A 14,528-nucleotide genomic window follows, 5' to 3' on the forward strand; every position below is an offset into this window, starting at 1 on the left:
ACAAGGATTTCCAGGAGCTCAAGGCCGTCGGCAAACTCGACATCGTGTCGCTGCCGTTCTCCAACGGCATCCAGTATATCGGCATGAAAGTCACCAAGCCGCCGTTCGACAATCCGAAGGTGCGCCAGGCCGTGGCCTACGCAATCCCGTACCAGAAGATCATCGACGCGGTTCTGTTCGGCCTCGCCAACCCGATGTTCGGGGCGTCGGCCGACAAGCCCACCGAGGTGGCGTGGCCGCAGGCCACCAAGTACAATACCGACATCGCCAAGGCCAAGGCGCTGCTCGCTGAAGCCGGTTATCCCAACGGTTTCGAGACCACCATCTCGTTCGATCTCGGCTTCGCCGTGGTCAACGAGCCGCTCTGCGTGCTGGTGCAGGAGAGCCTCGGCCAGATCGGCATCAAGACCACCATCAACAAGATCCCCGGCGCCAACTGGCGTACCGAACTGAACAAGAAGGAGATGCCGCTTTACACCAACGTGTTCTCCGGCTGGCTCGATTATCCCGAATACTTCTTCTACTGGTGCTATCACGGCGACAATTCGGTGTTCAACACCATGAGCTACAAGTCGCCGGAGATGGACAAGTTCATCAATGGCGCCCGCGTGGCGGCCGCGACCGGCGACACCGCGGGCTATGACAAGGACGTCAAGGGATTCGTCGATCTTGCCTTCAGCGATTTGCCGCGAATTCCACTGTACCAGCCTTACGTCAACGTCGCGATGCAGAAGAATATCTCGGGCTATCAGTACTGGTTCCACCGCCGGCTCGACTACCGCGCGCTGGTCAAGGCGTAAGGGCGATGGCTGAAGCGGGGCGCACTTGCTGCCTTCCCCTCCCACCCTGCAAAGCTTCGCTTTGCTCGGGGGAGAGGGGAAAGAAGGACCGGAGTGGATCATGCTGACCCTGATCGGAAAACGCCTGATGTTCGCGATCCCGAGCCTGATCGGGGTCGTGATCGTGACGTTCCTTTTGACACGCGCGCTGCCCGGCGATCCCGCGGCATATTTCGCCGGGCCTTCGGCCGACAAGAATGCGATCGAGGAAATCCGCAAGAAGCTCGGCCTCGACAAACCGCTGATCGAGCAATTCTTTCGCTATACCGCCGATCTCGCGCATGGTGATTTCGGCAACTCGCTGACCACCGGCCAGCCGGTCGCCACCGAAATCCGCAACCGGTTGCCGGCCTCCGCCGAGCTCACGCTGCTCGGCCTGATCGTCTCCGTCGTGATCGCGATTCCGCTCGGCATTCTCGCTGCGACAAAACCGGGCTCGTGGATCGATCACCTGTGTCGCATCACGACGACGGCGGGCGTCTCGCTGCCGGTGTTCTTCACAGGCCTGGTACTGGTCTATGTGTTCTATTTCCGGCTCGGCTGGTCGCCGGCGCCACTCGGCCGGCTCGACGTGTTCGCCACCACGCCGCCGTCCGTCACCAATTTCTACCTGATCGACAGCATCATCGCGCGTGACTGGGAGGCGTTCCGCTCCTCGTTCAACCAGCTTATCCTGCCGACCGCGACCTTGGCGATCTTCTCGCTGGCGCCGATTGCGCGAATGACGCGCGCCTCGATGCTGGCGATCCTGTCGTCGGATTTCGTCCGCACCGCGCGCGCATCCGGCCTGTCGCCGCGCACCGTGATCGTCACCTACGCGTTCCGCAACGCGATGCTTCCGGTCATCACCACGCTGTCGATGACGTTCTCGTTCCTGCTCGGCGCCAACGTGCTGGTGGAGAAGGTGTTCGCCTGGCCGGGCATCGGCTCCTACGCCGTGGAAGCGCTGATCTCGTCGGACTTCGCGCCGGTACAGGGCTTCGTGCTGACGATGGCCGTGATGTACGTCATGATCAACCTGATCATCGACATTCTCTACGGCGTGATTGATCCCCGTGTCAGGCTGGAAGGCTAGAGTATGAGCACCGCGGCCCCCGCAGTCGAACCCGTCCCCGCAGTCCGCACTTCGGCCATTGCGGCGACGTTCCAGCACACCCGCTATATTCTCGGCGAGAACCGCGTCACCGCCTTCGCCTTTGGGCTGCTGGTGTTGATCGTCTTCGCCGCGATTTTCGGCCCCTATATCGTGCCGTACGATCCGCTGGCCTCCGACACCGCGCAGGCCTTGAAGGCGCCGTCGGCGCTGCACTGGTTCGGCACCGACCAGCTCGGCCGGGATATCTTCAGCCGCGTCATCGTCGCGACCCGGCTGGATTTCTTCATAGCCATCGCCTCGGTGCTGCTGGTGTTCGCGATGGGGGGCCTTGCCGGCATCGCGTCGGGCTATTTCGGTGGCTGGACCGACCGCATCGTCGGCCGCATCGCCGATACCATCATGGCGTTCCCGCTGTTCGTGCTGGCGATGGGCATCGTCGCGGCACTCGGCAACACCGTGCAGAACATCATCATCGCGACCGCGATCGTGAACTTCCCGCTTTATGCCCGCGTGGCGCGCGCGGAGGCCAACGTACGGCGCGACGCCGGCTTCGTGCAGGCGGCGCGGCTCTCGGGCAATAGCGAGATGCGCATCCTGCTGGTGCACATCTTGCCCAACATCATGCCGATCATGATCGTGCAGATGTCACTCACCATGGGCTACGCCATCCTGAATGCCGCCGGCCTCTCTTTCATCGGTCTCGGCGTCCGCCCGCCGACCGCCGAGTGGGGCATCATGGTCGCCGAGGGCGCGTCCTTCATGGTGTCCGGCGAATGGTGGATCGCTTTGTTTCCCGGCCTGGCGCTGATGATCGCGGTGTTCTGCTTCAACCTGCTCGGCGACGGCCTGCGCGATATCGTCGATCCGCAGCGAAGGACGTGAGGATAATTTCATGGCTGCGAAACCTCTCCTCGACGTCAACGACCTCACCGTCGAATTCGCCACCCGCCGCGGCATCGTCAAGGCGGTGCAACATGTCGATATCACGGTCGCCAAGGGCGAGACGCTGGGTATCGTCGGCGAGTCCGGCTCCGGCAAGTCGGTGACTTCCTATGCCGTGATGCGGATCCTCGATCGCGCCGGCAAGATTGCCGAGGGATCGGTGATGTTCTCCGGCGTCGACATCAAGGGCGCCACCGAAAGCCAGATGCGCGACCTGCGCGGCCGGGAGATCTCGATGATCTTCCAGAACCCGCGCGCGGCGCTGAACCCGATCCGCAAGGTCGGCGACCAGATCGAGGATGTGCTGCGCCAGCACGCTCAGGCCGGCAGCCATCAGCGTGCCGACAAGGCGATCGAGGTGCTGGAGCAGGTCAAGATCGCCCGGCCGCGCGAGCGCTACCATGCCTATCCGTTTGAGCTGTCCGGCGGCATGTGCCAGCGCGTCGTCATTGCGCTGGCGCTGGCCTGCAATCCACAGCTGCTCATTGCGGACGAGCCGACCACCGGCCTCGACGTCACCACGCAGAAGGCCGTGATGGATCTGATCGTCGAACTGACCAAGAGCCGGGGCATGTCGACGATCCTGATCACCCACGATCTCGGCCTTGCCGCCGCCTATTGCGACCGCGTCGTGGTGATGGAGAAAGGCCGCGTCGTTGAGACGGCCCTGTCGGCGGATATCTTCGCCAATCCGCAGCACGCCTACACCAGGAAGCTGATGCAAGCCACGCCGCGGCTCGGCGTGTCGTTGCGTGATCTGCTGCCGGCCGAAGAGCGCGCCGCGATGCCGGTGCAGACGGTGACCGCGGCCGCCGCGGCGACCAGTGAAATCCCGCTGCTGCGCGTGGATAATCTGGTCAAGGAATATGCCCGCCAGGGCGCCACCGCGAGTCTTGCCAAGCTGTTCTCGCGAAAGGTTGCCGCCGAGCCCGATAAATTCCGGGCGGTGGACGGCATCAGCTTCACGGTCAGCCACGGCGAGAGCGTCGGTCTGGTCGGCGAATCCGGCTGCGGCAAATCCACCACGTCGATGATGGTGATGCGGCTGATCGACAAGACCTCCGGCAATATCATCTTCGATGGCGACGACATCGGCAGCATGCCGCCGAACCAGTTTGCGCGGCTGCCGCTGCGCAAGAGCATCCAGATGGTGTTCCAGGATCCCACCGACAGTCTCAACCCGCGCTTCACCGCGGCCCGCGCCATCGCCGATCCGATCATGCAGCTCGGCGACATCAAGGGCGGCGATGCGCTGCGCGCCAGATGCGAGGACCTCGCGCGCCAGGTCGGGCTGCCGCTCGATTTGCTCGATCGCTTTCCGCACCAGATGTCCGGCGGACAGAAGGCCCGCGTCGGCATCGCGCGCGCCATTGCGCTGCAGCCGAAGCTGATCATTCTGGACGAGCCGACGGCCGCGCTCGACGTCTCGGTGCAGGCGGTGGTCCTGAACCTGCTGCAGGACCTCAAACTGTCGATGGGGATGAGCTATCTTTTCGTGTCGCACGATTTGAATGTGGTGCGGCTGTTGTGCGATCGTGTCATCGTGATGCGATCAGGGCGAATCGTGGAGCAGGGCCAGACCGACGCCGTGCTTGACGCGCCGCAGGACGATTACACCCGCGAACTGCTGTCGGCGATCCCGCATCCGCCGCTGCCGGTTCACCGAGTTTCTAACGATTGAGAGAGTGCCAGTGGCCGAACCACTAGATGACTATATCGACACCGTGGCGAAAGTGCTCGGCCTGCCGATCGAAGACGCCTGGAAGCCGATGATCCGTGCCAACCTCGCCGTGACGTTGAAACTGGCCGGTATGGTCGATGAATTCGCGCTGCCCGATGAATCCGAACCGGCCGGCATCTATGCAGCCTGATCCCGTAATGAGCCCCGCCGGCGAATGGCTGCCCGCTTCCGAAATCGCGCAGGCCGTGGCCGCGAAGAAAATCTCCGCGCTTGCCGTCACCGAAACCGCCCTGGCGCGGATCGCCGCGCATGATCCGGTGCTCAACGCCTTCACCGATGTCACCGCCGAACGCGCGCGCGCCACGGCGAAAGTTGTCGATGCAGCAATTGCGGCCGGCCAAAGCGTCGGCCCGCTGGCCGGCGTGCCGTTCGCCGTGAAGAACCTGTTCGATATCGAGGGCTTGCCGACCCGCGCCGGCTCCAAGATCAACCGCGACCGTCCGGCCTCGACCCGCGACGCCACACTGATCGAGCGCATGGAAGCCTCGGGCGCCGTGCTACTCGGTGGACTCAACATGGGCGAATACGCCTATGATTTCACCGGCGAGAACGTCCATGACGGCGCCTCGCGTAATCCGCACGACACCACGCGAATGACCGGCGGATCGTCGGGCGGTTCGGGCGCTGCGGTTGGCGGCGGGCTGGTGCCGCTGGCGCTGGGCTCCGATACCAACGGCTCGATCCGCGTGCCGTCGTCGTTTTGCGGCATCTTCGGCCTGAAGCCGACCTATGGCCGGCTGTCGCGCGCGCGCTCGTTCCCCTTCGTTGCCAGCTTCGATCACCTCGGCCCGTTCGCGCGCACGGTCGAAGACCTCGCGCTATCCTATGATGCGATGCAGGGACCGGACACCGACGACGCGGCGTGCTCGACACGCCACGTCGAGCCGGTGACCTCGCTGCTGAAGCAGGACATCGGCGATCTGCGCGTGGCGCTGGCCGGCGGCTACTTCAGGAAGAACCTGTTTCCCGAAGCCAGGGAAGCCATCGCCCGCGTCACCAAGGCGCTCGGCGTCACCCGCGAGGTGGAGATCCCCGAAGCCGCGCGTGCGCGTTCGGCAGCCTATGTGATCTCGACCGCTGAGGGCGGCTCGCTGCATCTCGACCGGCTGCGAACGCGTCCGAACGATTTCGACCCGGCGACGCGCGACCGGCTGATCGCTGGCGCGATGGTGCCCGCGCCTTTCGTCGACCGTGCGCAAAAATTCCGTCGCTGGTACCGTCAGCAGGTGCTGGAGCTTTTCAAGACGGTCGATATCATCATCGCGCCGGCGACGCCGTGCATCGCGCCGAAGCTCGGCCAGGTGAACTTCACGCTGGACGGCGTCGAACTGCCGGTGCGCGCCAATATCGGCATCCATACCCAGCCGATCTCGTTCATCGGCCTGCCGGTAGTGGCTGTACCGATCCCGCTCGATCCGATGCCGATCGGCGTCCAGATCATTGCCGCACCCTGGCGCGAAGATCTCGCGCTGCGAGTTGCTTATGCGTTGCAGCAGGCCGGTGTCGCCGCGGCGCTTCGCCCGAAAGGATTCTGAAAATGGATATCGATCTTCCCGACGTGCTTGCCGAAGTGAGCGCGGCCTTTGCGCGCTATGAGACGGCGCTGGTCAGCAACGACACCGCCGTGCTCGGCGAACTGTTCCGCAACGACTCGCGCACCCTGCGCTACGGCATGGCCGAAAACCTCTATGGTTACGATGAGATCCAGGCCTTTCGCAGTGCACGCCCGGCCGTCGGATTGATGCGCCGCACTGCACGCACGGTGATCACCGCCTACGGCCGCGACAATGCCGTCGCCTCGACGCTATTTTACCGGGATAACGCGCCGGGTAAGGTCGGGCGGCAGATGCAGACCTGGGTGCGGTTCGCCGAAGGCTGGCGCATCGTCGCAGCCTCCGTCAGTATCATCGACGAGCCCAAAGAAGCGACCAAGGACTGAGCATGAGTTTAGACGACATGCTGGTGGTGCCCGGATCGAAGCGACCCGGCCGCAAGGCCGGCGCGTCGGCTGTCGAAAAAATCACGCGCGCCGAGGAACTCCGGCTGCAGCTGGCCGATGATATCGTCCGCGGCGTACTTGCGCCGGGCGCGGCGCTGGACGAAACAGAAATTGCGCGGCGTTTCGAGGTGTCGCGCACGCCGGTGCGCGAAGCGCTGCGGCAGTTGGCCGCCAGCGGGCTGGTCGATTCCCGTGCGCATCGCGGCGCCTTCGTGGCGCAACCGTCGCTGGAACGGCTGTCGGGCATGTTCGAGGCGATGGCCGAACTGGAAGCTTTGTGCGCGGGGCTGGCCGCCGAGCGCATGCTCGCGGTCGAACGTCAGGCGCTGGAGGCCGTGCACGAGGAATTGCGCGTGCTCAGCTATGACGGAAATCCCGAACGCTTTGCCGAGGTCAATGAGAGCTTCCACAACGCGATCTATACGGGCTCGCAGAACGGCTACATCGCCGAGATCACGCTGGCGACGCGGGTGCGCGTGCAGCCGTTCCGCCGCGCCCAGTTCCGCAATCTCGGTCGTCTCGCCAAATCGCAGGCCGAGCATGATCGCGTCGTCGTCGCCATCCTGCGCGGCGACCGCGCTGGCGCGGCTGCCGCGATGCGCGCGCATATCGAACTGGTGCGCGGCGAGTATGAGCACTACGCGGTGACGGTGTAGCGGCAGCAGGCAGTAAACGCTTCGACTTGAAGAAAATGCTGTCATTCCGGGATGCACTCCAGACGGCGAAGCCGGCTGGAGTGCATCCCGGAATGACAGCATAAGAGCTACTTCGCCGCTTCCGCCGTATATGCCCGCCAGCCGCCGAAGCTGGAAATATCCCGCGCGCCATCGACCGCGGTGGCTTCGACCAGAAACCCCTTCACGTTCGATCCGTCCGCGAGTTGCAGCGTACCGATCGACAGCGGTGAGGGGATCGCCGCGACGAATGTTCCGAATGCGGCCGCCGACAGCGCCCAGACCTCGATCGCGATCGCCGAGCCGGAGCCGGCTTCGACGCGCAACAGGCCGGGCTTCGCTGGCGTGGTGCCGTTCAGCGCGTAGAAGCGATAGTCCGGCGCGGTCGAGGTCGCCTTCAGCAGCCGGCCGCCGAGTGCCGTCAACTCGCCGTTCAGCGCCATGCCCGTCAGATGCGCGCCGACCACGGCGATGGCGATCTCGTCGCCATGCGTAGTTGCGGGCAAAGCCGGCAGCGGCGGTTGCGGCAGCTTCTTGCCGCCCAGAGGCAGCTTGGTATCGGCGTGGAAGGCACGGCCGAAGCTGGCGAGCTGTGCATCATGGCCACCGGGCGCCAGCAGCGTGATGCCGAACGGGATGCCGTCGGCACGCATCGCGGACGGCAGCGCCAGACCGCACAGGTCGAGCAGATTGACGAAGTTGGTATAGGTGCCGAGCCGGCTGTTGAGCTCGATCGGATTGGCCAGCACTTGCGCCGTCGTATAGGCGGTTGGCGCCGTCGGCAGCACCAATGCGTCGATATCGGCAAAGGCCGCCTCGGCGGTGCGCTTGAGGCCTTGCAATTTGTAGAGGGCAGCGAAGGTGTCGGTGGCGCTCAGGCGGGCGCCGGCGATGGTGATCTCGCGCGTTACCGGATGAATGGCATCCGGCGCCGAGGCCAGCAGATCGCGGATCACCAACAGGCGTTCCGCCACCCACGGCCCATCATAGAGCAGCCGCGCGGTCTCGTAGAACGGCTCAAGGTCGAACTCGACCAAGGTTGCGCCGAGCGCCGTCCAGCGCTTCAGCGCATCGCCATAAGCCTTCTCGGACACCGTGTCGCCGAAAAAGATCAATTGGCCGTTGCGCGGCACGCCGAGGCGAAGCGCTTTCGGGAACTCCGTCAGCGCGCCGACCGGGCGCTGGCGGGAATAGGGATCCTTGACGTCATAGCCGCCCATGACGTCGAGGGCGGCCACCGCGTCATCGACGGTGAGTGTGAAGATCGAGACGCAGTCCAGCGTGCGGCAGGCCGGCACCACGCCCGCGGTCGGGATCAGGCCGAGGCTGGGCTTCAGGCCGACGATGTTGTTGAGCATCGCCGGCACGCGGCCGGAGCCGGCGGTGTCGGTGCCCAGTGACAGCGGCACGAGGCCGGCGGAGACCGCGACCGCGGAGCCGGAGCTCGAGCCACCGGGGATCAGGTCGTCGCGCACCGCGTTCTTCGGGATGCCGTAGGGCGAGCGCACGCCGACGAGGCCGGTGGCAAACTGGTCGAGATTGGTCTTGCCGATGATGATGGCGCCGGCCGCGCGCAGCCGCGCGACGGCGGAGGCGTCGCGGGTCGGCGTATAGGCATAGGCCGGGCAGGCGGCCGTCGTCGGCAATCCGGCGACGTCGATGTTGTCCTTCACGGCGACCGGCACGCCGTACAGCGGCAACGTGGCGGCGTCCTTTGCGGCGAGCGCGACCGCTTCAGCCAGCGCCTCGGCCTCGTCACGCAGCGTGATGAAGATCGCGGGGTCGCCATGCGCACGGATGCGCGCAAAGCTGCGTGCTATTGTCTGCGCAGGCGTCTGGGTGCCGGCGCGGTGCGCGGCGACGATGTCGGCAATGGTTTCGGTCACGAGGCGAACCTGCTGCGGACGGCGCGCGGGCGCCATCCGCCGATGGCAAGAAGTCTATTCAGCAGGTACGGCAAGATGTGGCTCCGATTGCGGGACAGTAAGTGGCGCGGTGCCGAACTTCTCCGCTGCATACAGCCCGGCCGCGACCACAGCATAGGCCAGCGCAACGCCGGGCGTCACCCCCAAACCGCCGCCGATCCCCACCGCTTCGCCGTGCATGAAGCCGAAATAGGTCATCACCGCGCCGGCCAAAGCGAAGGCCGATGCCTTGACGAATTCGCGATCGATGATGAACACGCCGACCGCGCCGAGGATCAGGCCGCCGAGAATCGAGCCGCCGCCCATCACGTCGAGCCCGTGATACATGACGCCCTGCTGCGGCAATGATGCGATCGCGGCTTCCTTGACGGCGCCGACCTTGTCGGGTGCCAGCGCGCCCACGGTCTGCGCCGCGCTTAGTGTGGCGCCGAGCATGGTATCGATCTGCAGCTTCGCCCAAGCCGCCAGGTGCGGCGTCAGCGCCAGCACGACGGCGGGGGCGTGCTTGATCGGCGTGGTCTGGAACGCCTGCGCGCCGATCAGCATGCCGATGTAGAGCAGGATTGGTGAGATCGCCACGACGGGTACCAGCGCCAGCAGTAGCGAGATGATGCCGAAAAACGACAGCACCACGACCATCAGGCCGGTCGCCGCGGAGTAACCGATCCGGCCGCCCATCGCCTTCCAGCCGGGATGGCCGATATAAACCGCGTTGATGAACGGATTGCCCATCATGCAGCCGATCAGCGACACCACGCCGTCGGCGGTCAGCACGCGGGTGGTCGGATATTCGTCGCCTGCGGCCTCCGCGGATTCGACGTTGTCCATCGCCTCGACCAGATCGTAGATACCGAACGGAATCGCCGTCACCAGGATGATGCCCAGAAATTCGAATCCAGAGAATACATAGCCGACGGCCGGGATCGGCAATGAGAAGCCGAAGCTCGCGAAGGCATCGCCGACGCCCTTGACGCTGAGGCCGCCGAGCCCGAGCCCGAACAGGTTGGAGCCCCAGGCGATCACCATGCCGACGCCAATGGCGACGAGGCCGGCCGGAATGTTCTTCGGATACTTGATGCCGCCGAACCAGCTCAGCAGGATGATGGCGAAGGATACCAGACCGATCTGCGGCGTCATGTACATCTCCAGCGCCGGGCGCATCGAGATGAAGGTGACGGAGACGCCGGCTAACGTGCCGAGCAGTGCGGCGCGCGGCGTGATCTTGCGGATATACGGCGCGATGAAGCCGCCGATCATCAGGATGAAGCTCTGGAAGAACACCCAGACCAGTCCGGCCGACCAGCCTTTTAGCGGATCGCCGGTCTTGATGGTGATAGGCAGCATGATCACGAAGGTGACGATAAACATGTGCGGCACGCTGACGCCGGACGGCAGCGCGCAGACGTCAGAGCGGCCTGTCTTCTGCGCCAGCCGGTAGGCGAGATACGCATAGTAAAATGTCGACAGGCACATCATCAGGCCGAGCGCCGGCAGGATACGGCCGAACACCAGCGAGTCCGGCATCTTCAGCACGAAGCGCAGCAGCCCGGTGAGCACCAGCATGTTGACGAGGATGTTGGTGCCGAAACCGAAAAATGCATTCCAGTCGCCCGGCGTCCACAACACTGGCTTGAAATCGGATTTGCCGGCATTCCCCGCGATCGTGCTCATCGTGATACTCCCCTGTCAGATCGATGAAGTCTCCAGTACGTCTTGCTTGCTCACGGCTTCCAGCACCGCTGCGGAGTTGCTGACCCAGCCGAAGATGCCGCCCTGGGCCTTGATCATTTTCAGGCCCATCTCGTGGAATTCCGGAAAGTAGGACGCGCAGCCGTCGGCCAGCACGATGCAGCGGTAGCCGCGATCGTTGCCCTCGCGCACGGTGGTGTTGACGCAGACCTCGGTGGTGACGCCGCAGACCAGCAGCGTGTCGATGCCGCGCATCTTGAGGTCGGCGCCGAGCGTGGTCGCGTAGAACGCGCCCTTGCCGGGCTTGTCGATGACGATCTCGCCCTCGACCGGATACAATGCGGGAATGATATCGTGGCCGGCCTCGCCACGGATGAGAATGCGGCCCATCGGGCCGGGATCTCCGATCCGCAGGGAGGGCGCGCCGCGTTCGACCTTGGCCTTCGGCGCGTCGGACAGATCGGGCAGGTGGCCTTCGCGGGTGTGCACCACCATCATGCCGGTTTCGCGCGCGGCCTTCAGCACGGCCGCGATCGGGGCCACGGCGCGGGCCAGTTGCGAGACGTCGTTGCCGAGCGTTTCGCCGAAGCCGCCGGGCTCCATGAAGTCGCGTTGCATGTCGATGATCAGGAGCGCGGTCGTCGCCCAGTCGACGTCGATCGGGCCGGGTTCGGCCGTCAAGGTTGCTATATGCAGTGAGTCTTCCATGGCCGATCCGTTCTCCGATCGATGGTGATCTCACGGTAAACGAAGCAAGCGTCGTGCCATTGTATACAACGCAGGCAGGCCGAAGGATTTCGCCGGAAATGATGCGACAGAAGGCTGAAATTGACGATTGCGTGCGGCGCGCGACGCGCCGGTCCTGCCGCAAAAACCCCGATCACAGCAAAACGCCCAGCATAAAAGCTGAGCGTGCGCAAAATATGGACGGTTTCAGCTTCGGCGCGGCAACGGCGAAAATCGGAAGACCGTTTTCAGTGGAGGCGAGGTCGCTTGTCTATTGGCCGTGGCTGACCAGTACCTGGTTACAGGCCGGCGAGATGTTCGGGCGGTTCTGCTGCAGGCAGGAGAGGATGACGAGGTCGCCCTGATCGATAACCCTCGCGCAGAACTTCTTGACGTCAGGCGCGCAGGCTTTTTGCTCCTGTTCGGTGCCGCTCTGCTGCGCGGACGCAGCGGTGGCGACGAGGGCAAACAGGATGGCGGCGGCAACAGTCGATTTGAAAAACATGATGATCCCCGGTTTCGTAACTCAAGCGATTGGCGACGTGATCGTTCCCTGCGGCGCATAAATGCTGGTTGGAACTCAATGCGCCTTGACGCCGGGTTCGCGGTTCCACAGCCGCAGCTTGCCGAGGTTATCGATGAAGCCATCGATAACCTCGGGACCGCCCAGTTCGATGAATCCTTCGTCGATCGAATCCGCGATGCCGGCTTGGCAAACAGCGGCACTGCGGCGTCCACATAACCGATGAACTTGCAATGCGCGAAGGCGTCGGTGACGAAGTCACGGGCAGTGAATTCGCCAAGCAGGTCGTCGATGCCCTTGTCGCCGGGCAGCAGGGCCGCCGCGTCGTAGAGCACCGAAGGGCCACCATCGATCATCTGGTCGGCCGGGATCAGGCTGCCGTCGCTGGCGTCGGCACCGCCGACTTTCGGCGCGATGATTTCGAAGGTGGCGCCGGCCTTGACGATCGCGGCCTGCAAGGCCGCCAGCAGCCTGGCGTCGGCGCCGTCGGTGACCACGATGCCGAGCTTGCGGCCTTCGAAGCGTTCCGGCCCTTTCATCACGATGCTCAATGCCGCGGACTTCGGCTCGGGCATGTCCTTGAGGCCAAGCATGGCTGCAACCTTGTTGGCGATGCCTTCCTCGATGTTCAGCAGATGCGATATCATTCGCTCACGGATCAAATGCGGAATCCGGCTCTTCCTTGACGGAGTGGATCAGGTCGGGAAACTTGATGGTGTCCTGGATGAAGAACACCGGGATGTTGTTGCCGACCAGATCCCAGTTGCCTTCTTGCGTGTAAAGCTTGACAGCGAAGCCGCGGACGTCGCGCGCCAGATCGAACGAGCCCTTGCTGCCGGCGACTGTGGAGAACCGCACGAAGGCCGGCGTGCGTTCGTCGGCGCGCTGTAACAGGTCTGCGCGGGTATACTTTGCCAGCGAATCGTAAGTCTCGAAGAAGCCGTGCGCGCCGTAGCCGCGGGCATGCACCACGCGTTCGGGAATGCGCTCATGGTCGAAGTGGAAAATCTTTTCGCGAAAGTGGAAATCCTCGATCAGCGAGGGCCGCGCGGACCGACCTTTAATGTGTTCTGATCACGAGCACCGGGCCGCCCTGTGCGGTGGTGAGCAGCGGCGTCTCGCCTTCTGCGATCTGGTGAAGTTCTCCGCCGGCGCCGCGGACAAGCTGCTGGTCATGGATAGTTGCGGTCGCTGGCGCGTGGCTAGGCCGGGTCGTGGATTTTGCCATTTTCATATCCCGCGTGAGAAGTAACTCCCGTCGATGCCGCAGCTGTGATTGCGTTCCAGTCAGGCTTGTTGCGGAAGCGTTCTGGAAAAAAAGCGGCGGGAAACGACACTTTATGTTCAGTCACCGGCGGTGATACAGATGTTCGACGTTATCCGTGCTATGTCGGTCCGGCGGCTATCGTGCTGCCGTCGGTCCAGCTAGAGGAAGGTCCATGTCCATCCGTGCCGCGCTCACCATTATCGCGATGTTGGGTCTGGCGGCTCCTGTGGCCGCGTGTGCGGACGAGATCGACACCGAGCATCTGTTCGGCTTCATGATCGGAAGCGACATTGGCCGGGTCGGTGAGCGCGAATTCGAAACCCGGACCGGCGCGCGGCTGTCCCGTAATGGCGGACACTATCGCGCGTTCGGCCAAGAGTTCGAGCTGGAATTCGTGCCGATGCAGGATTTCCGCGTCGAGCTGGGGACTTCTTTTGCGGCGCATGATATCGGCGGCGTCGCCGGCCTCGCCGATCGCCGCCAGGCCGGCTGGCAGGGTCTGTCGGTCGATCTGCGTTATCGCTTTCTCGATCGCGAGCACCGGCCGTTCGGCATGACGCTGGCGGTGGAAGCGGATGTCAGCCGGATTGAGGACGGCAGCGGGGCGCCGGCGCGGTCGCACGGCACCGGGATCACGCTGGCGTTCGACCGCGAGTTGATCCCCGGCACGCTCGTTGCGGCGCTTAACCTGAGCTACCAGCCGGAATGGACCCGATTGAACGGCACGCTCGCCACCGAGCGGGATTCCACCATCGGCGTCGCTGGTGCGTTGATGGCGCAGTTGCGGCCCGGTTTCTATCTCGGCGGCGAGGCGCGGTATCTGCGCGCCTATGAGGGGATCGGCCTGCAGGAATTTTCCGGCGACGCGCTGTTCATCGGGCCGACGGCGTATCTGCAGTTTTCGCCGGAGAAGCGGCTGACGGTGGCGTGGAGCACGCAGGCGTGGGGACGCGACGGCAGCAGCCCGGGTCGCGCGCTCAATCTCACCGGCTTCGAGCGGCACCAGGCGCGGCTGATCTACGGGGTCAATTTTTGAATGGTGTTCAACTGCCCGCCGGTATCATCGACCGCGACAATGTAGCCATCCTGAAACTTCGTTGCTGCGCG

Annotated in this window: 13 protein-coding genes and 1 pseudogene; 9 read left to right on the top strand and 5 right to left on the bottom strand. The window is 64.3% G+C overall.

The window, feature by feature from the left end; translation table 11 throughout:
• The 8 genes from JWQ24_RS18100 to JWQ24_RS18135 all read left to right on the top strand — a co-directional run.
• Window positions 1-800, top strand: an 800-nt coding sequence (locus JWQ24_RS18100) for an ABC transporter substrate-binding protein (RefSeq protein ID WP_299810984.1), incomplete at its 5' end; no start/stop codon positions are given.
• Window positions 801-900: 100 nt separating this feature from the next.
• Window positions 901-1,914 carry an ABC transporter permease gene (locus tag JWQ24_RS18105; RefSeq protein WP_299810987.1) on the top strand — a complete coding sequence of 338 codons (1,014 nt, stop codon included), beginning with the start codon at window positions 901-903 and terminating at the stop codon, window positions 1,912-1,914.
• 3 nt (window positions 1,915-1,917) lie between these two features.
• The gene (locus tag JWQ24_RS18110; RefSeq protein WP_299810990.1) at window positions 1,918-2,817 is read left to right on the top strand and encodes an ABC transporter permease; all 900 of its coding nucleotides are present in this window, start codon (window positions 1,918-1,920) and stop codon (window positions 2,815-2,817) included.
• A 10-nt stretch (window positions 2,818-2,827) separates the two neighbouring features.
• Window positions 2,828-4,558 carry an ABC transporter ATP-binding protein gene (locus JWQ24_RS18115; RefSeq protein ID WP_299810993.1) on the top strand — a complete coding sequence of 577 codons (1,731 nt, stop codon included), beginning with the start codon at window positions 2,828-2,830 and terminating at the stop codon, window positions 4,556-4,558.
• Window positions 4,559-4,568: 10 nt separating this feature from the next.
• Window positions 4,569-4,748 carry a DUF4089 domain-containing protein gene (locus tag JWQ24_RS18120; RefSeq protein ID WP_299810996.1) on the top strand — a complete coding sequence of 60 codons (180 nt, stop codon included), beginning with the start codon at window positions 4,569-4,571 and terminating at the stop codon, window positions 4,746-4,748.
• Window positions 4,738-6,153, top strand: coding sequence for an AtzE family amidohydrolase (locus tag JWQ24_RS18125; RefSeq protein ID WP_299810998.1), 1,416 nt, complete (start codon window positions 4,738-4,740; stop codon window positions 6,151-6,153). The genes JWQ24_RS18120 and JWQ24_RS18125 overlap by 11 nt, the downstream gene beginning before the upstream one ends.
• A 2-nt stretch (window positions 6,154-6,155) precedes the next feature.
• Window positions 6,156-6,557: an oxalurate catabolism protein HpxZ gene (gene hpxZ / locus JWQ24_RS18130; protein WP_299811001.1), complete on the top strand. Its 402-nt coding sequence runs from the start codon at window positions 6,156-6,158 to the stop codon at window positions 6,555-6,557.
• Between the two features lie 2 nt (window positions 6,558-6,559).
• Complete coding sequence (locus JWQ24_RS18135; RefSeq protein WP_299811004.1) at window positions 6,560-7,273, top strand: GntR family transcriptional regulator; 714 nt, start codon at window positions 6,560-6,562, stop codon at window positions 7,271-7,273.
• A 107-nt stretch (window positions 7,274-7,380) separates the two neighbouring features.
• On the opposite strand, the gene atzF is transcribed toward JWQ24_RS18135, so the two are convergent.
• From atzF to JWQ24_RS18160, 5 genes and pseudogenes are all read right to left on the bottom strand, one after another.
• Entirely contained in the window at window positions 7,381-9,213 is a 1,833-nt protein-coding gene (gene atzF / locus JWQ24_RS18140; RefSeq protein WP_366521452.1) for an allophanate hydrolase, read from the bottom strand.
• 18 nt (window positions 9,214-9,231) lie between these two features.
• Window positions 9,232-10,887 carry a regulator gene (locus JWQ24_RS18145; RefSeq protein ID WP_299811008.1) on the bottom strand — a complete coding sequence of 552 codons (1,656 nt, stop codon included), beginning with the start codon at window positions 10,885-10,887 and terminating at the stop codon, window positions 9,232-9,234.
• Window positions 10,888-10,902: 15 nt separating this feature from the next.
• On the bottom strand, window positions 10,903-11,613 hold the full coding sequence (locus tag JWQ24_RS18150; protein WP_299811010.1) for an isochorismatase family cysteine hydrolase: 711 nt from the start codon (window positions 11,611-11,613) through the stop codon (window positions 10,903-10,905).
• 289 nt (window positions 11,614-11,902) lie between these two features.
• Complete coding sequence (locus JWQ24_RS18155) at window positions 11,903-12,136, bottom strand: cysteine rich repeat-containing protein (protein WP_299811013.1); 234 nt, start codon at window positions 12,134-12,136, stop codon at window positions 11,903-11,905.
• Window positions 12,137-12,211: 75 nt separating this feature from the next.
• Window positions 12,212-13,382 (bottom strand): annotated as a pseudogene (locus JWQ24_RS18160) (catalase).
• 211 nt (window positions 13,383-13,593) lie between these two features.
• On the opposite strand from JWQ24_RS18160, the gene JWQ24_RS18165 reads away from it, so the two are divergent.
• Window positions 13,594-14,457 (top strand): hypothetical protein, encoded by an 864-nt coding sequence (locus tag JWQ24_RS18165; RefSeq protein WP_299811015.1) that lies wholly within the window; start codon window positions 13,594-13,596, stop codon window positions 14,455-14,457.
• The last annotated feature ends 71 nt before the right edge of the window (window positions 14,458-14,528 follow it).

Origin of the sequence: Tardiphaga sp., assembly GCF_028290495.1 — a bacterium.
Classification (GTDB): Bacteria; Pseudomonadota; Alphaproteobacteria; order Rhizobiales; family Xanthobacteraceae; genus Tardiphaga.

Excerpts from the sequence above, each read along its gene's own strand:
- JWQ24_RS18105 (WP_299810987.1), top strand. The coding sequence starts at position 901 with ATGCTGACCCTGATCGGAAAACGCCTGATGTTCGCGATCCCGAGCCTG.
- JWQ24_RS18110 (WP_299810990.1), top strand. The coding sequence starts at position 1,918 with ATGAGCACCGCGGCCCCCGCAGTCGAACCCGTCCCCGCAGTCCGCACT.
- JWQ24_RS18115 (WP_299810993.1), top strand. The coding sequence starts at position 2,828 with ATGGCTGCGAAACCTCTCCTCGACGTCAACGACCTCACCGTCGAATTC.
- JWQ24_RS18125 (WP_299810998.1), top strand. The coding sequence starts at position 4,738 with ATGCAGCCTGATCCCGTAATGAGCCCCGCCGGCGAATGGCTGCCCGCT.
- hpxZ (WP_299811001.1), top strand. The coding sequence starts at position 6,156 with ATGGATATCGATCTTCCCGACGTGCTTGCCGAAGTGAGCGCGGCCTTT.
- JWQ24_RS18135 (WP_299811004.1), top strand. The coding sequence starts at position 6,560 with ATGAGTTTAGACGACATGCTGGTGGTGCCCGGATCGAAGCGACCCGGC.
- atzF (WP_366521452.1), bottom strand. The coding sequence starts at position 9,213 with ATGGCGCCCGCGCGCCGTCCGCAGCAGGTTCGCCTCGTGACCGAAACC.
- JWQ24_RS18145 (WP_299811008.1), bottom strand. The coding sequence starts at position 10,887 with ATGAGCACGATCGCGGGGAATGCCGGCAAATCCGATTTCAAGCCAGTG.
- JWQ24_RS18150 (WP_299811010.1), bottom strand. The coding sequence starts at position 11,613 with ATGGAAGACTCACTGCATATAGCAACCTTGACGGCCGAACCCGGCCCG.
- JWQ24_RS18155 (WP_299811013.1), bottom strand. The coding sequence starts at position 12,136 with ATGTTTTTCAAATCGACTGTTGCCGCCGCCATCCTGTTTGCCCTCGTC.
- JWQ24_RS18165 (WP_299811015.1), top strand. The coding sequence starts at position 13,594 with ATGTCCATCCGTGCCGCGCTCACCATTATCGCGATGTTGGGTCTGGCG.